Origin of the sequence: Microbacterium sp. NPDC090007 (genome assembly GCF_044748345.1) — a bacterium.
In the GTDB taxonomy this organism is placed as follows: domain Bacteria; phylum Actinomycetota; class Actinomycetes; order Actinomycetales; family Microbacteriaceae; genus Microbacterium.
In genome coordinates, this window is the sequence record NZ_JBIVFV010000001.1 from 1,097,944 (window position 1) to 1,114,894 (window position 16,951).

The 16,951-nt window shown below is 70.1% G+C and carries 13 protein-coding genes; 7 read left to right on the top strand and 6 right to left on the bottom strand.

From position 1 onward, the window contains the following. Nucleotides 1-83: 83 nt before the first annotated feature. Together ACIPVB_RS05175 and ACIPVB_RS05180 are read right to left on the bottom strand one after the other, a co-directional pair. Entirely contained in the window at nt 84-2,624 is a 2,541-nt protein-coding gene (locus tag ACIPVB_RS05175; RefSeq protein WP_400367450.1) for a LuxR C-terminal-related transcriptional regulator, read from the bottom strand. 28 nt (nt 2,625-2,652) lie between these two features. Continuing rightward, nucleotides 2,653-4,512, bottom strand: coding sequence for an Hsp70 family protein (locus ACIPVB_RS05180; RefSeq protein WP_400367451.1), 1,860 nt, complete (start codon nt 4,510-4,512; stop codon nt 2,653-2,655). Nucleotides 4,513-4,982: 470 nt separating this feature from the next. On the opposite strand from ACIPVB_RS05180, the gene groES reads away from it, so the two are divergent. The 3 genes from groES to ACIPVB_RS05195 all read left to right on the top strand — a co-directional run bounded on the left by groES (nt 4,983) and on the right by ACIPVB_RS05195 (nt 7,836). Then, complete coding sequence (groES, locus tag ACIPVB_RS05185; protein WP_013583903.1) at nt 4,983-5,279, top strand: co-chaperone GroES; 297 nt, start codon at nt 4,983-4,985, stop codon at nt 5,277-5,279. Nucleotides 5,280-5,406: 127 nt separating this feature from the next. After that, nucleotides 5,407-6,348, top strand: coding sequence for an EamA family transporter RarD (rarD, locus tag ACIPVB_RS05190; protein ID WP_400367452.1), 942 nt, complete (start codon nt 5,407-5,409; stop codon nt 6,346-6,348). 204 nt (nt 6,349-6,552) lie between these two features. Next, on the top strand, nt 6,553-7,836 hold the full coding sequence (locus ACIPVB_RS05195) for an ABC transporter substrate-binding protein (protein ID WP_400367453.1): 1,284 nt from the start codon (nt 6,553-6,555) through the stop codon (nt 7,834-7,836). A 491-nt stretch (nt 7,837-8,327) separates the two neighbouring features. On the opposite strand, the gene ACIPVB_RS05200 is transcribed toward ACIPVB_RS05195, so the two are convergent. Genes ACIPVB_RS05200 through ACIPVB_RS05215 form a run of 4 tightly spaced genes read right to left on the bottom strand, consistent with a single transcriptional unit; the run spans nt 8,328 to nt 12,331 of the window. Next, the gene (locus tag ACIPVB_RS05200; protein ID WP_400367454.1) at nt 8,328-9,116 is read right to left on the bottom strand and encodes an ABC transporter ATP-binding protein; all 789 of its coding nucleotides are present in this window, start codon (nt 9,114-9,116) and stop codon (nt 8,328-8,330) included. After that, complete coding sequence (locus ACIPVB_RS05205) at nt 9,116-10,048, bottom strand: ABC transporter ATP-binding protein (protein WP_400367455.1); 933 nt, start codon at nt 10,046-10,048, stop codon at nt 9,116-9,118. Before ACIPVB_RS05205 ends, ACIPVB_RS05200 begins: the two co-directional genes overlap by 1 nt. After that, on the bottom strand, nt 10,041-11,021 hold the full coding sequence (locus ACIPVB_RS05210) for a branched-chain amino acid ABC transporter permease (protein ID WP_400367456.1): 981 nt from the start codon (nt 11,019-11,021) through the stop codon (nt 10,041-10,043). Before ACIPVB_RS05210 ends, ACIPVB_RS05205 begins: the two co-directional genes overlap by 8 nt. 11 nt (nt 11,022-11,032) lie before the next feature. Beyond that, nucleotides 11,033-12,331: a branched-chain amino acid ABC transporter permease gene (locus ACIPVB_RS05215; RefSeq protein ID WP_400367457.1), complete on the bottom strand. Its 1,299-nt coding sequence runs from the start codon at nt 12,329-12,331 to the stop codon at nt 11,033-11,035. A 304-nt stretch (nt 12,332-12,635) separates the two neighbouring features. Here ACIPVB_RS05215 and guaB point away from each other — a divergent pair, with 304 nt between their 5' ends. From guaB to ACIPVB_RS05235, 4 genes are all read left to right on the top strand, one after another. Further along, the gene (gene guaB / locus ACIPVB_RS05220) at nt 12,636-14,138 is read left to right on the top strand and encodes an IMP dehydrogenase (RefSeq protein WP_400367458.1); all 1,503 of its coding nucleotides are present in this window, start codon (nt 12,636-12,638) and stop codon (nt 14,136-14,138) included. A gap of 93 nt (nt 14,139-14,231) precedes the next feature. Continuing rightward, on the top strand, nt 14,232-14,903 hold the full coding sequence (locus ACIPVB_RS05225; protein ID WP_400367459.1) for a TMEM175 family protein: 672 nt from the start codon (nt 14,232-14,234) through the stop codon (nt 14,901-14,903). A 15-nt stretch (nt 14,904-14,918) separates the two neighbouring features. Continuing rightward, the gene (locus ACIPVB_RS05230) at nt 14,919-16,034 is read left to right on the top strand and encodes a GuaB3 family IMP dehydrogenase-related protein (protein ID WP_400368186.1); all 1,116 of its coding nucleotides are present in this window, start codon (nt 14,919-14,921) and stop codon (nt 16,032-16,034) included. 13 nt (nt 16,035-16,047) lie between these two features. Beyond that, entirely contained in the window at nt 16,048-16,941 is an 894-nt protein-coding gene (locus tag ACIPVB_RS05235) for an SURF1 family protein (protein ID WP_400367460.1), read from the top strand. The last annotated feature ends 10 nt before the right edge of the window (nt 16,942-16,951 follow it).

Here is a 16,951-nt window from a genome sequence, read left to right on the forward strand (position 1 = left end):
CGGTAGGTCGAGGGGGCGTGCGTCCGCGTCGGGGGGAACCCCCATAGCGCGGGACGGGTCATAGGGGTTTGCCGCGCGGGTCATCAGCCGACCCGCTCGGTCAGGGCGACGGGTGTGCGCGCATCGTCGTCGAGGGCCATCCGCAGGCGCGTCATCAGGTCGGAGCGCGAGGTGGCGCCCAGTCGCCGACGGATGCGGGCGATGTGGTGTTCGGCGGTGCGCGGCGAGATGAAGATGGCTTCGCCGATCTCGGCGTAGGTCTTGCCCTGCAGCACCAGCGCGGCGACTTCGCGCTCGCGCTCGCTCAGCGCGCTGTGGTTCTCGGCCGACCGCGACGGCATCGCCACGGGGCCCGTCTCGGGAATCGTCGGAGCCGCCACCGGCGCCTCCGCACGCTCGCGCGGGTGCAGCTGGCGCGCGCACGCGAGCAGCCGGGCGATGACGCGCCGATCGTCGGACTTGTTCGCGCCGTGGCTGGCCAGTCGTGCGCCGTCCCAGGCGAAGCCGCACTTGGCCAGACCCGTCGCCGCCTCCTCGATGGCGTCGGCGTCGACGACGCCCGTGAGCACGTCGGTCCACACCCGTCCCGCGCGCGCCAGTCGCGCGGCGAGGGGGGAGCGCTCGGCGGCCGCGCGCAGAGCGCGCGCGTGCACGGTCAGCTCCTCGGGGCTTCCGAGCAGGATGCTGGCGTGCAGGGCCGACCATTGCAGGCTCGCCGCCCACAGTGCCGGGTGACCGAGGTCGGCGAGAAGGCGTTCGGCCTGTTCCACCTGCGACCGCACGGCCGAGAACTCCCCGACCTTCGCCGCCGACACGGCGAACTCGCCGAGGGGCACGAGAGTGAACAGGTCGATCTGGGCGCGCAGCAGGGACTGCTGCGCGCGCTGCCAGACCGGGGGGAGCTCGGACGGCTGGCCGTTCCGGCGCACCAGGCCCAGCTCGACGGCATCCGCCAGCAGTCGGTCGCGTGCCGCAAGGGGGCGACCGCTCGTGGTGACGGCGCGCAGAGCCGCCTCGGCCTCGGCCGCGTGCTCGCACTGGACGGCGACCCACGCGCGCCACAGCAGCAGCCGGGGCGCGGCCCAGGGTCCGCCCTGGGCGCCGTCGATGGCGGCGTCCAGCACGCGCTGCGCGACGGCCGCCTCGCCCAGGTGCAGGGCGACGAGGGCAGCGATCACCGCGGGCAGTTCGGGCAGCGGGGCGTCCGATCCGGACGCGGTGTACATCTCGCTCGCGCGGACGAGGTCCTGCAGGCCGTCCCGCTCCGTGGCGTCCAGCGACGATCGCAGACCCCGCGAGAGCAGGTCGAGTGAGACGCCGTGAGCGGTGGGGATCGAACGGGCCGGCGCACCGACCGGAGCGTCGGCGGGGTCGGGGTGTCCCGAGGCCACGGCCGCGACCAACCACTTCGCGCGGCTCTCCGCGGTTTCCGGCACCCCTCCGGCGTACACCTGGGCGCCCAGGCTGATGTCGCCGCGCATGGCCCAGACGGCCGCGGCCATGTCGAGCGCCTCGTCTCCCGGGGCGTCGGGTGCGGCGAGCAGTGCGTCCACGAAGGCACCCGCGGCATCCACGTCTCCGACGGCCCACGCGGCGCGGGCGCGGCGCAGGGGCAGATCGCGCGGCGAAGCCCCGGCGCGATCGGCGGCGTCGAAGAGCTCAGCGGCTCGGCGGGGGTCACGGGACAGCTCGCGATCGCCGTCCGCGAGCAGGGCCGCGGCGACACGGGCATCGGTCACCCCGCCCAGCAGCGCCTGGACGGACGAGGCGTCCTTCACCATCCGCGCCGAGTAGAGGGCGAGCAGCCGGTCGGGCGTCACGCGCGCGCGCACCGCTTCGCGGACGACCGGGACGGTGCGTCCGCCGCGCTGCAGCAGCCCGGCGTCGTACCCCGCGGCGCAGGCGGCTCCCAGGGCGGCATCCAACGCGGACCGCTCATCGAGGCACAGCGCCTCGACCGCGAGACGCAGAGAGGGCTCGAGGGAGTCGATGCGGTGCGAGATCATGTCGTGGAGCGACCGGGTGATCTCTTCGCGGTCGCACCGCCCGTCGCAGAACGCGTCACCGTGCAGAGCGAGGGCCTCGGCCGTCAGCCACGCCAGACCGCCGGTCGCCGTGAACAGGGTCGACACGCAGTCGCGGCAGGCGGTGGAGGGCGCGGTGCCCAGGTGGGCGAGGACATCGGCGACCGACACGTGCCCGAGCAGCACCGGCGGCTGATGCCGCTCGATGTCGTCCAGCAGGGCGCGCAGGACGAGGGATGCCGGATCGGGCCGGGTCGACAGCAGTACCGTCGCGGTGCCCGCGTGCAGCCGTTCGGACAGCTGCGACAGCACCGCATCATCGAGCAGATGCGCGTCGTCGACGAGCACGATCGCGCCATCGTCGGTGGGCAGGTCTGCGGCATGGGTCAGGACCACCGGCGAGGCGTCCGCCGCGCGCAGCGCGGCGAACACGTGACGCAGGACGCGCGACTTGCCCGAACCCGCCGTCCCGATCACCGCGAGGGGGAGCGGTGCGGGCGTGTCGGTGTACGCGTCGAGGAGGGCGCGCGCGCCGCGCGGCAGCAGCAGTGCCTCGAGGTCGCCGTGCGCCGCCTCCGTGGTCGTCTTCGAGATCGACATCGATGTGTGCTCTCGTTCCGGCGGCGGATCAGGCCGGGATGTCGCTGGCGGTGGCCGTGGGCTCGGGCGAGGTCGTCTCGGCGGGCGGCGAGGTCGTCTCCGCGGGCGGCGACGTCGTCTCGACGGGCTCCTGGGTCGCGGGAGGAGTCGTCTCGGACGGGGTCTCGGTCGGGGTCGTCTCGGACGGGGTCGGTTCCTGCGTCGCGGGAGGCTGGGTCGAGGGCTCCGTGGTCGCGGTCTCCGAGGGCGACGGGTCGACCGGAGGGTTGGTCGACGGGTCGGTCGAGCTGGACGGCGCGGAGCTCGAAGGCTGCTGCTGCGCCGGCTGCTGCTGAGCGGGCTGCGCCGGGGCGGGGTTGGACTGACCGCCGCCGCCTCCGCCGCCGTTCTGCTGCGGGGCCATCGAGGGGGTGCGCTCCTCGGCGGTGCGCGGGGTGAGGCGCTGCGGCGTGCGCGGGCGGGAAGTGCTCTTCGCGGACGGCTCGGATGCGCCCGGTGCCGCAGCCTCGGGCGCGGCGGGCTGCTCGACGGCGGGGGCGACTCCCGGGGCCGCGATGCTCGCGGGCGGCGACGAGGGCAGGTCCAGCGGCTCGAACAGGGTCACCTCGTCGTTGGCGGCGAGGGGCTGCGAGGTGATGCCGACGCCGGAGCGGGCCAGGATGCCGACACCCATGGCGGGAACGCTCACGACACCGACGCCGACGGCCAGCGCCGTCACGCCGGCGGCGACGTAGGCCGTGGCGGGGACGCGGCGAAACCACGGCGCGCGCTTCTCGGCACGAGTGGCGGTGAAACCGAGGTCGTCGATCGCGTCGTCGTCGTCATCGTCGTCGATGTCGTCACGGGCGTCGACGGCGGTCAGGGCCACCGGCACGAACTCTCCCGCTGCGACGCCCGCGGCCGTGCGTGCCGCGCCCAGGGCGATGATGGCCTTCGGGTCGGCGTCGACCGCGATGGGGCGGTCGAACCGCTCGGAGAGCAGCTGCGCGACCCGCGGGATGCGCGAGGTACCGCCGGTGAGCAGGATCGCGTCGAGGTCCTCGGGGGTCAAGCCGGACTGCTTCAGTGCCATCTCGAGCACCTCGACGGTGCGCTCGATCTCGGGCTCGATCATGTCTTCGAACTCGGCCCGCGTCAGACGCACCGCGCCGTGACCCTCGCCGATCAGGACGGGCACGACGGCCTCGCCGTCGAAGGAGAGCGATTCCTTCGCGTCCACGCACTCTCGGCGCAGCGATGCCAGGGCCATGCGCATACCGGGGTCGGTCGAGACCGAGGTCAGGGCCGAGGCGGGGATCCCCGCGGCCTTCACCGTGTGGCGCAGGACGATGTCGTCGAAATCGGCGCCACCCAGATCCGGGATGCCGACCGGTGCGCCGACGAAGTCCACGCGGCCGTCGATGGTCTTCTGGAGGATGACGGTGTCGAACGTGCCGCCGCCGAAGTCGTAGACCGCGAGGGCGCGGCCGATGTCGAGGGGATGCGTCGATTCGTAGTGACGGGCCGCGGCCTCGGGCTCGGTGATGACTTGGACGTCGTTCCATCCCAGGCGGCCGACGGCGTCCTGCACCAGTCTCGTGCGGTACTCGCCCCACGTCACCGGGACCGAGACGGCGATGCCGGCGGGGTGCTGACCCTCGCGCTCGACGGCGGTGCCGATGACCCAGCCGACCATGAGGGCGTAGAGGTCTTGGGGTGAGAAGCGGCGGTCGCCCGCGACGATGGGCACATCGTCGCCGATGCGACGCTTGAATTCGCGTACGAGACGCTCGGGTTGGGCGGTGCCGCGCCGCTCCGCCGCATCGCCGAACAGCAGGCCGCTGTCCGAGACGAAGACCGTCGTCGGCGTGTTGTCGGCGTTGCGCCCCAGGGGCAGCGGGGCAGCCACCAGAGCACCGTCAGGGGCGGTGCGCGCAGTCGCAGCCGCCGTCCTGCTCGTTCCGACATCGATCGCCAAGAAGTACGGCGTTGCCATGTAATTCGACCCCCCGAGGGCGATCGGGTACGCCGAAACGTCCCCGAATCCCCCGATTCCCCGGGCTCGACGACGAGCCCCTTTTGTAATCCGCCGATGCATACCCCCTGTACCCATCGGCGCTGGTGTCATGAGTGTGTCACACCTGGGAACCGGATGAAAGGGTGGGTGACGCGGCAGGACGGGCTGTGATAAAGCGAGTGAGTCCGCGGGCGATGACGTGGCCGCGACGGCCTGCGGATCCCGGCTCGGACCAGCGCATCAAGGCCGGAAGGTGCTGGCACTCGCGTTGCGTGAGTGCCAGCGCTTCTCTACACTCGCATTAGCACTCTCCCCGCGGGAGTGCTGAAAAGTCTTCTGTAACGAGAAAGAAGAGGTAGACCGTGTCGGTTTCCATCAAGCCGCTCGAGGACCGCATCGTCATCAAGCAGGTCGAGGCTGAGCAGACCACCGCGAGTGGTCTCGTCATCCCCGACACCGCCAAAGAGAAGCCGCAGGAGGGCGAAGTCGTCGCCGTCGGCCCCGGCCGCATCGACGACAACGGCAACCGTGTCCCCCTCGACGTCGCCGTCGGCGACCGCGTGCTCTACAGCAAGTACGGCGGCACCGAGGTCAAGTTCGGCGCCGAAGAGTACCTCGTGCTCTCGGCCCGCGACGTCCTGGCGGTCGTCGTCCGCTGATCGCAACACGTATGAAGACCCCGGATGCCACGGCATCCGGGGTCTTCGCTTTTCTCGGCCGCATGATGGCAGGAAAAGGACGGGCGGACGACGGCCGCGCGTGGACGGGCGCGCGTAGGCTGAATCGGTGACCCCGTCCCCTGCCGCCCCGACCGGCGGGAGCACCCGCGGTGCCCTGTACGCCCTCGGCGCCTACCTGCTGTGGGGCGTGCTGCCCCTCTACTTCCTGCAGCTCAAGCCGACCGGGGCGTTCGAGGTCGTGGCGTGGCGCATCGTCTTCGCGTTCGCCTTCTGTCTGCTGTTGCTGACGCTGCTGCGCGCGTGGCCCGCATTCCTGCGCATCGTGCGCCAGCCCCGCCTGATGGCGTTGACCGCTCTGGCCGGCGTCCTCATCTACGTCAACTGGCAGACCTACCTTTACGGCGCGTTGAACGAGCACGTGATCGAGACGAGCCTGGGCTACTTCATCAACCCGATCGTGACCGTGCTGCTCGGGGTGCTCGTCCTGCGCGAGCGTCTGCGCCCTCTGCCGTGGGTCGCGGTGGGCATCGCGGTGCTGGCGGTCGTCATCATCGTGGTCGGCTATGGCGCCTTCCCCTGGATTGCCCTGACCCTGGCGTTCTCGTTCGGCCTCTACGGTCTGGTGAAGAAGCAGATCGGGCCCTCGGTGGATGCCGTGAGCGGACTGACGTTGGAGTCGTTCTGGCTGTTGCCGGTGGCCGGCATCCAACTCGCCGTGGTGGCGAGCACGACCGGTATCACCCTGGGTACCGCCGGTGCGCTGCACACCGGCCTGCTGCTGCTGGCCGGGGCCGTCACGGCGGTGCCGTTGCTGCTGTTCGCGTCCGGAGCGCGCCGGGTTCCGCTCACGGTCATCGGCCTGCTGCAGTTCATCGCGCCCATCATCCAGTTCGTCATCGGAGTCTGGGTGCTGCAGGAGCCCATGACGACCGAGCGCTGGATCGGCTTCGGACTGGTCTGGGTGGCGTTGGTCATTCTGAGCGCGGACTCCCTCGTGGCCGCGCGTCGGAACCGTGCCGTGGTCCAGGACGTCGCCGAACCGGTCTGAGCGGCCGTACGCTGCGCGCGGCGGACTTTCGCGCGCGGCGCCTAGCGTGTCCGGCGCCGTCCCGGCGGAACCGTTATGGGCCCGTGACCCCGCTGACGCACATCGTTAACGAACGGCAACATGCGCAAAACCTGCACCCGATTAGGTTGGGGACACCAGGTGACCCGATGGCTCGCCGAACGTTCATTCACAGCAAGGAGCACTATGAACGTCTTCCCGCGCACGCGCAGCGCCCGCATCCTCGGCGGTATCGCCCTGGTCGGCGCCAGCGCGCTCGTCCTCGCCGGCTGCGCCGGCGGCGGCAGCGACGCCGCCGCCCCCAGCGCATCCTCCGGCGGGGGCGCCACGTCCACGGCCGACGGTACGTTCCACGTCGGCACGATCCTCCCGGCCACGGGTAACCTCGCCTTCCTCGGCCCGCCCGAGGTCGCCGGTGTCAAGCTCGCGGTCCAGGACATCGAGGCCACGGGCGACGCGTTCCCCTTCACGACCGAGCTGACCGAGCGCGACTCCGGTGACACCACCACCGACATCGCCACGCAGTCGGCCACCGAGCTCGTCGACGCCGGTGCCGACGTCGTCATCGGTGCGGCGTCGTCGGGCGTGTCGTTCACGTTCATCGATCAGCTGGTCAACGCCGGGATCGTCCAGATCTCGCCGGCCAACACCTCGCCCGACTTCACCACCTACGCCGACGACGGCTATTACTGGCGCACCGCGCCCTCCGACGTGCTGCAGGGTCGGGTTCTGGGCAACCTGATGGTCGGTGACGGCGCGGCGAACGTCGGCATCATCTACATCAACGACCCCTACGGCATCGGCCTCAAGGACAACGCGACCACGGCCATCGAGGCCGCCGGTGGCGAGGTCTCGGCTGCCGTCCCCTACAACCCGGGTGACACCGTCTTCACGTCGCAGGTCGACGAGGTGCTCGCGTCGCAGCCCGACGCCATCGCCGTCATCGCGTTCGAAGAGACGTCCTCGATCATCCCGCAGCTGGTGAGCACCCAGGGCTACGCCGCGTCGAAGGTCTACTTCGTCGACGGCAACCTGTCGAACTCGTACGAGTTCCCCGCCGGCACGCTCGAGGGTGCGAAGGGCACGCTGCCCGGTAACCCGGCCGACACCGAGTTCCAGAGCCGCCTGAAAGAGGTCGATTCCGCGTTGACCGACTTCAGCTACGCTCCGGAGTCCTACGACGCCGTCATCGTGGCCGCACTCGCCGCCGCTCAGGCCAAGGACGACTCGGGTACGGCCATCCGCGACAACCTGGAGTCGGTCACGGGTGGGGGCGAGAAGTGCACCACCTTCGCGGACTGCCTCGCGCTGATCAACGAGGGCACGGACATCGACTACGACGGTGTCTCGGGTCCGATCACCTTCGACGGCAACGGTGACCCCACCGAGGCGTACATCGGCATCTACCAGTACGGCGCCGACAACAAGTACGCGCTGTTGAACACGGAGTTCGGCTCGCTCAACGAGTGACCTGAACCCCAGAGAGGCCCGGATCCGCGAGAATCCGGGCCTCTTCGCGTTGTGGAGCGGGTGCTCACACACTTCGTCGAGCGTCCACGACACGCCGCACGTGAGACGGCGGGGCGGCGTTTCTCGGACACTCCGCTCACGCGTGACCACACCCCTGGTTGAGCGTCCACGACACGTCGCACGTGCATCTCCGGCGCGGCGAGTCTTGGACGCCCAAGCGGGTTGGAGCGGGGGGACCGCATCGCGGACGAGTGCGGCGGGAAGGTGCGGCGCGCTGGCCCGGGCGACTGTTCCGGGCTCTGTGCGCCTCGCAGGCGCTCGCCAGGGGCACACGGCGCTCACACGCGTGCCGGCGGCCGCGGGGCGCCTGTGCCGTCGCGTGACGCGGAGGACCGCCCGGCCTGGCGCGTCGGGCGAGCAGCGCGCTGAAGCCCCCCGGAAACCACGAGTGCCCCGCGGCCGGAGCCGCGGGGCACTCGTCTGAGCCGGAGTTACTCGGCGTGCGGGTTCTTGCTGCCGTCGCGCTTGGCATCCTCGTCGGCGGCCAGGGTGCCCAGGTACAGCTCGATCACGCGGGGGTCGGTGAGCAGCTCGCGGCCGGTCCCGGTGTACGCGTCCTTGCCCTGGTCGAGCACGTACGCGCGGTGGCAGATCTGCAGGCAGCGCCGGGCGTTCTGCTCGACCATGATGATCGTCACGCCGGCGCGGTTGATCTCGGCCACGCGCAGGAACGTCTCGTCCTGGCGGACGGGCGACAGGCCGGCCGACGGCTCGTCGAGCAGCAGCACCGACGGGTCCATCATGAGGGCGCGACCCATCGCGACCATCTGACGCTCACCGCCCGAGAGCGACCCGGCCCGCTGCTTGCGTCGCTTGGCGAGTTCGGGGAACAACCCCGAGACGAACTCGAAGCGCTCGGCGAACACCTTGGGCCGTTGGAAGAGACCCATCTGCAGGTTCTCCTCGATCGACAGGCTCGGGAACACGTTGTTGTTCTGGGGCACCATGCCGACGCCCTTGGCGACGAGCTTGTCGGCCTTGAGCGAGGTGATGTCCTCGCCGTTGAGCAGCACGGCTCCGCCGCGGATCTTCACCTGGCCGAAGATGGCCTTCAGCAGGGTCGACTTGCCCGCGCCGTTGGGGCCGATGATGCCGATCAGATCGCCCTGGTAGGCGTCCACGGTGCACCCGTTGAGGATGTTGACGCCGGGCAGGTATCCGGCGACGAGGTCGTCGGTGCGCAGCACCGGGGTGCGCGTGGCGGTGGCGGTGTCGGTCATCAGAGCTTCCCGTCCTTCTCGTCGGCGATGAGCTCCGCCTCCGCCTCGGCGGCGGCTTCGGCCTGGATGGTCTCGAGCTGGGACGTCGTCATGTCGCCCAGGTCGGTGTCGTGGTGCGCACCCAGGTACGCGTCGATCACGGCCTGATCGGTCATCACCGTCTCGGGCGGCCCTTCGGCCACCACGCGGCCTTCGGCCATCACCACGACCCAGTCCGAGATGTGGCGCACCATGTGCATGTCGTGCTCGACGAAGAGCACGCTCATCCCCTCCTTCTTCAGGTCGAGGATGTGCCCGAGCAGGCTCTGCGTCAGTGCGGGGTTCACGCCGGCCATCGGCTCGTCGAGCATGACGAGCTTCGGGTCGCTCATGAGGGCCCGGGCCATCTCGAGCAGCTTGCGCTGTCCACCCGACAGCGAGGCGGCGAAATCCTCGCGCTTGGCATCCAGTTTGAAGCGGCGCAGCAGATCGTCGGCGCGCTCGGTGTTGTCCTTCTCCTGCGAACGCCAGATCGAGGGGACCAGGGCGCGGAAGATGTTCTCGCCCTTCTGCCCGCGAGCGCCCAGCAGCATGTTCTGCAGCACCGTGAGGCGGCCGAGCGACTTGGTCAGCTGGAAGGTGCGGACCATGCCCTTGCGCGAGACCTTGAACGCGGGGACGTTGGCGAGGTTGGAGCCTTCGAAGCTCCACCGGCCCGTGTTGGGCTTGTCGAAGCCGGTGAGCAGATTGAACAGCGTGGTCTTGCCCGCGCCGTTCGGACCGATGAGGGCTGTGATCTGGCCGCGCGGGATCTCGAGGTGCTCGACGTCCACGGCCTTGAGGCCGCCGAACTGGCGGGTGACGCCGTCGGCGACGACGATCGGGTCGACCTTCGCGCAACCGGGTCGGACCTCGCCCTTGACGAGCGGGTGGGTGACAGTCGTGTCAGACATTGAACGACAGCTCCTTCTTGTTGCCGAAGATGCCCTGTGGCCGGAAGATCACCAGGAGCATGAGCCCGATGCCGACGAGGATGAAGCGCACCTGGCCGGTCTGCGTGCTGGACATGAAGCCCAGGATGCCGACATCCCGCAGTCCCACGATGATGCCGTTCGACAGCGACAGCAGCACCCAGAACAGCATCGAGCCGACGATGGGGCCGAGCAGGGTCGCCGCCCCACCGAGCAGCAGGGCGGTCCAGATGAAGAACGTCAGCGCCGTTCCGTAGTTACCCGGCTGCACCGCGCGGGGGAGGATGAACACCACACCCGCGAGACCGCCCATGACACCGCCGAGCACGAGCGCCTGCATCTTGTACGAGTAGACGTTCTTGCCGAGGCTGCGCACGGCATCCTCGTCCTCTCGGATGCCCTTGACCACGCGACCCCAGGGGCTGCGCATGAGCAGGTACACCAGAAGGGTTGCGATGAGCACGAGACCCCAGCCGAACACGCGCACCCACCAGTCGTTGGCCGAGTAGGTCCACGGGCCGATGCCGTAGGTGCCGGCGGGCAGCGGGTTGATGGCCTGGAACTCGCGGTTGTAGCCGTTCAGGCCCTGCGAGCCGCCGGTGATGTCGGTCAGGCCCACGGTCGAGACCACGTACCGCACGATCTCGGCGGCGGCGATGGTGACGATGGCCAGGTAGTCCGCCCGCAGACGCAGGGTCGGGATGCCGAGCAGGAACGCGAACAGCACCGACGCCACGATCGCGACGAGGATCGCGAGCCACACGGGCGCCGCGAACGAGAGCGTGGCGATGGCGAAGGCGTAGGCGCCGACGGCCATGAAGCCCGCCTGACCGAAGTTGAGCAGTCCCGCGTAGCCGAAGTGGACGCTCAGGCCGATCGCGGCCAGGGCGTATGCCGCGGTGGTCGGGCTGATGAGCTCGCCCGCGGCGTTGTTGAAGATCGAAAGCCAGTCCATGTCGTCTTTCCTCAGCCGATCCGCTCTTTACGACCGAGCACACCCTGCGGCCGGAAGAGCAGCACGCCGATGAGCACGATCAGGGCCACCGCGTACCGGAGGTCCGGCGGGATGACGATGGTGGACAGTTCCGTGATGATGCCGATGATCAGCGAACCCACCAGGGCGCCGAAGGCGCTGCCGAGACCGCCCAGCGTCACGGCGGCGAAGAGCAGCAGCAGGATCGCGAAGCCCATGTCCCACGTGACGCCGCGGTAGAGGCCGTACAACACGCCCGACAGGCCCGTCAGGGCACCCGCGAGAACCCACACGATGCGGATGACGCGGTCGACGTTGATGCCGGACGCGGCGGCGAGCGAGGCGTTGTCGCTCACCGCGCGCGTCGCCTTGCCGATGCGCGTGCGGGTGAGGAAGTACGCCACCAACGCGAGCATGACGACACTGACCCCCATGCTGATGATCGAGGTCAGGGTGACGGTGACGGGTCCGATGGTGACGTTGTCGGTGATGCCGGTGGCGATGTTGCGCGTTCCACCGTCGAAGAAGTACAGGTACAGGTAGCGCAGCACGATCGACAGGCCGATCGTCACGATGAGGACCTGGACCAGCCCGACGCCCCGTTTCCGCAACGGTTTGAACAGCACGGCATCCTGAGTCCATCCGAGGGCGGCCGACAGCGCCACGGTCAGCAGGATCGCCAGGACGAGGTTCCATCCCATCGCCGTGAAGACGTAGAAGATGATGGCGCCGAAGGTGAGCATCTCGCCGTGGGCGAAGTTGTTCACCCCGGTCGTGCCGAAGATCAGCGAGATGCCGATGGCGGCCAGGGCCAGCAGCAGGCCGAAGTTGAGACCGTAGAAGAAGCGCGAGAAGAGCGTGTCCCAGATCGAGCCGGATGCGGCCGCTCCCTCGCCCGTCGGGAAGAGCACGTTGACCGTGTTGGTCGTGCCGATCGTGACGTCGCGCGTGACGTTGTCGGGATCGCGGGGGGCCACGCCGTCGGGCAGGGTGTCGACCTGGAGCGTGGCGGTGTAGGCGCCCGGACCGGGCACCGCCACCGACCAGCGTCCGTCGGCGCCGGTGGTGCCGACCTCCGAGAAGCCGGAACCCTCGACCGAGATCTCGACGCCCTCGACCGGGTCATCGCCGGCGCGGATGATGCCGCCGATGCTGAACTGGGTCGAGACGTCTCCCGTCCCGGCGGAGGCCGCGGGGGTCGGGGCCGGCGTCGTCTGCGCGCTCGCGGGTGTCGCGAACAGCAGGCTCAGAACGGCGATCGCGGTCGCGAAGAGCGACACGATGAGGGCCATGCGGGGAAGGGTGCGCGATCTTATCGCGGTGGGGGAGGAATGACCCACGGAGTCTCCAGTTCGGCAGCGCTGACGAAGTCGTCCCGTCAGCTTCGACGGTCGACGCTACGAGCGTAATGTGTCGCGGACGTTTCGCACGTCCAGTCGTTAGCGAACCGTGTCGCGCGGGCGGCGCGTCGGCGCCGCCCGCGCGGGGAACAATCCCGGACCCCCGGCGCTTAGAATTCATGTCGGAGCGCTTTCCCGGGCGCCCCGGCCGACGTCGTCCCTATCTCGAGCAGGCGCCGCGCGCGCAGGAGGACCCATGGAGCAGCACGACCCCTTCGGTTTCATCGGACTGACCTACGACGACGTGTTGCTGCTGCCCGGCCACACCGACGTCATCCCCAGCGAGGCCGACACGTCGTCGCGCCTGACCCGCCGCATCACCGTGGCGACGCCGCTGCTGTCGAGCGCGATGGACACCGTCACCGAGGCCCGGATGGCGATCGCGATCGCGCGCCAGGGCGGCATCGGCATCGTGCACCGCAACCTCTCGATCGAGGACCAGGCCGGCATCGTCGACCAGGTCAAGCGCAGCGAGTCGGGTATGGTCTCCAACCCCATCACCACGAACCCGGATGCCACGGTGGCCGAGGTCGACGCGATGTGCGCGCAGTACCGTATCTCGGGCCTGCCGGTCGTCGATCCCGACGGCATCCTGGTCGGCATCATCACCAACCGCGACATGCGCTTCGTCTCGGGTTTCGAGCGTCAGACCACCAAGGTCAAGGACGTCATGACCAAGGACGGCCTGATCACCGGCCACGTCGGCATCCACGCCAACGACGTCATCGCGACCTTCGCCAAGCACCGCGTCGAGAAGCTGCCGCTGGTGGACGACGAGGGCAAGCTGGCCGGTCTCATCACCATCAAGGACTTCGACAAGAGCGAGAAGTACCCCCTCGCCACCAAGGACGACCAGGGTCGTCTGCGTGTGGGTGCGGCGATCGGCTTCTTCGGCGACGCCTGGCAGCGTGCCGAGGCCCTGCGCGACGCGGGCGTCGACGTCCTCGTCGTCGACACCGCGAACGGACAGTCCGCCGGTGTGATCGACATCGTGCGCCGCCTCAAGGCCGACGCCTCGTTCGACCACATCGACGTCATCGGCGGCAACGTCGCGACCCGCGAGGGCGCCCAGGCGCTGATCGAGGCGGGCGTGGACGCGGTCAAGGTCGGCGTCGGACCGGGCTCGATCTGCACCACGCGCGTGGTGGCGGGAGTCGGCGTGCCGCAGGTCACCGCCATCTACGAGGCCTCGCTGGCCGCCGTCCCGGCCGGGGTGCCGGTGATCGCCGACGGCGGTCTGCAGTACTCGGGCGACATCGCCAAGGCGCTCGTCGCGGGCGCGGACACGGTCATGCTGGGCTCCCTGCTCGCCGGGACCGACGAGTCCCCGGGCGAGATCGTTTTCCAGGGGGGCAAGCAGTTCAAGCAGTACCGCGGCATGGGTTCGCTCGGAGCGCTGCAGACGCGCGGCAAGAAGACGTCGTACTCGAAGGACCGCTACTTCCAGGCCGATGTGCCCAGCGACGACAAGCTCATCCCCGAGGGGATCGAGGGGCAGGTGCCCTACCGCGGACCGGTGGCGGCGGTGGCATATCAGCTCATCGGTGGTCTGCGGCAGTCCATGTTCTACGTCGGTGCCCGCACGGTCGAGGAGCTCAAGGCCAAGGGGCGGTTCGTCCGCATCACCTCGGCGGGTCTGAAGGAGTCGCACCCGCACGACGTGCAGATCGTCGTCGAGGCGCCCAACTACAAGAAGTAGGCCTTCTCGCGGAGGGTCGGGCCCGCAGGCCCGGCCCTCCGGTGTTCGCGGATGCCGGTCCCCGGCGCGACCGCCCCGGGCTACGCTGTGCGCATGTTCCGCCCGCGCCGACACCCCCAGGCGTCGTTGTCGGCGCGTCGGACCGAGGCCTTCACGGACGGCGTGTTCGCCATTGCGGCGACCCTGCTGGTGCTCGGCTTGACCGACCAGTCCCTGGGTTCCCCGACCACGGACGAGGAGCTTCTGCGCGGGCTGCTCTCGCTGGCGCATCCGCTGTTCTCGTTCGTCATCAGCTTCCTCATCCTGTGCGTCATGTGGATGACCCACGTGCGGCAGTTCGAGTGGATCGTGCGCATCGACGCGGCCGGGATGTGGATCAACAACCTGCGGCTGCTGCTCGTCGTACTCGTGCCGTTCACCTCGTCGCTGGACACCGTCCACAGCGACCTGCTGCTGGGGCGCGTGCTGCTGCCGGTCAACTTCTTCCTTGCGATCGTCCTCGGCTGGCTGCAATGGGCGTGGGCGGTGCGCTCGGGCGCGATCGCCGATCTCACCCCGGAGGATGCGCGGCGGCTGGGGCGGGCGGGTCTGAGCGCGGTGATCCTGAGCGCTGCGGCGATGCTGTCGAGCCCGCTGCTGGGATCGGTGGGATTCCTGGTCTTCGCGTTCGACGGGCTGCTCACCCGGGTGCTCCGCGGGGCGGACGCGCCCACCTCGCCCGCGGGCGGTGCGCGACCCGCCGGTGATGTCGAGGGGCGCGGGTAGGCTGGTCGGGTGACCATGGAGATCGATCTGGGCCGAGCCAAGCGCGCCCGCCGCGCGTACACCTTCGACGACATCGCCGTCGTGCCGTCGCGGCGCACGCGCAACCCCGAAGACGTCTCGACCGCGTGGACGATCGACGCCTTCCCGTTCGAGATCCCGGTTCTCGGTGCCCCGATGGATTCCGTGGTCAGCCCTCGCACGGCGATCGAGCTGGGCCGTCTCGGCGGCCTCGGCGTGCTCGACCTCGAGGGGCTGTGGACGCGGTACGACGACCCCGAGCCGCTGCTGGCCGAGATCGCGACGCTGCCCGAGGCCGACGCCACGCGTCGTATGCAGCAGCTGTACTCCGAGCCCATCAAGCCCGAACTCGTGCGCGACCGCCTCGCCGAGGTCCGCGCGGCCGGCGTGACCGTGGCCGGCGCACTGACCCCGCAGCGCACGCACGACCTCTACGAGACCGTCGTCGCCGCGGGCGTCGACCTCTTCGTCATCCGCGGCACCACGGTGTCCGCCGAGCACGTCTCGAGCGTCGCCGAGCCGCTCAACCTCAAGAAGTTCATCTACGACCTGGACGTCCCCGTGATCGTCGGCGGCGCAGCCACCTACACCGCGGCGCTGCACCTCATGCGCACCGGTGCCGCCGGCGTGCTCGTCGGCTTCGGCGGGGGAGCCGCATCCACCACGCGCGCCACCCTGGGGCTGCACGCGCCGATGGCCACCGCGGTCGCCGACGTCGCCGGCGCCCGCCGCGACTACCTCGACGAGTCGGGCGGTCGGTACGTGCACGTCATCGCCGACGGTGGCGTCGGCACCTCGGGCGACATCGTCAAGGCCCTCGCCATGGGCGCCGACGCCGTCATGCTCGGCGTCGCGTTGGCACGGGCCACCGACGCGCCCGGGCGCGGTTTCCACTGGGGTCCCGAAGCGCACCACGCCAAGCTGCCCCGCGGTCGCCGCGTCGCGGTGGACCGCGTCGGCCCGCTCGAGCAGATCCTCTACGGTCCCGCCCCCGTCGCCGACGGCACCGCCAACCTCATCGGCGCGCTCAAGAAGTCGATGGCCACGACCGGCTACTCCGACCTCAAGGAGTTCCAGCGCGTCGAGGTCGTCGTCGCCCCCTACGGGCAGTGATCCCGGACACCGCATGACATCCGCCCCCGCGACCGAACCGCTTCCCCCGCAGGTCTTCCCGCCGACGCTGCGCGAGGTCATGCTGCGGCCGCGCTGGATCGCGCTGCTGGCCTTCTCGCTCGTCGTCGCGGGCGTCCTCGCGTGGTTGGGGCAGTGGCAGCTCGGACGTGCCGTCGACACCTCGCCCCCCGAGCCCGGTCTGACCGAGGTGGTCCAGCCGCTCGACCAGGTCGTGCAGCCGGGCGACTACCTGCCCGAGCCGCTGGTCGGTCAACGCGTCGAGGTGAGCGGAACGTGGGTGGCATCCGACTTCATCGTCGTGTCCTCGCGGTTCAACGACGACGTCGAGGGGTACTGGGTCACCGGTCAGTTGCGCATCGCCGGAACGACGGCCCCCACCTCGATCGCGGTCGCGACCGGGTGGACGGCGTCGCTCGAGGCCGCCGACGCGGCCGTGGACGCCCTCGAGCGACAGGTCGCGGCCGACCCCACCGCCCTGGTCCAGGTCACGGGCCGGCTCATCTCCGACGAAGGACCCTCGGTGCCCCCGTCGGGCGCCGACCCCCTGACGATCACCCGCATGTCGCCGCCCATGCTGCTCGGCCGGTGGCACGACACCGCCGAGCTGAACGTCTACCGGCAGTACGTCGCATCGCAGATGGCCATCGGTCCTCTCGACGACATCGTCTCGCCCGCGCCCGATGAGCGCTCTCGCGTGAATTGGCTCAACATCTTCTACGCGGCCGAATGGGCGATCTTCGCCGGCTTCGCGCTCTACCTCTGGTACCGCCTCGCGCGCGACGCGTGGGAGAAAGAGGTCGAGGATCTCGAGGACGAGCAGGCCGAGGCGCTCGCCGAAATCTCTGCGTCGAGCAGTGCGACGGGTGCCCCGGAATCCCGCGGGTAGACTGGCATCC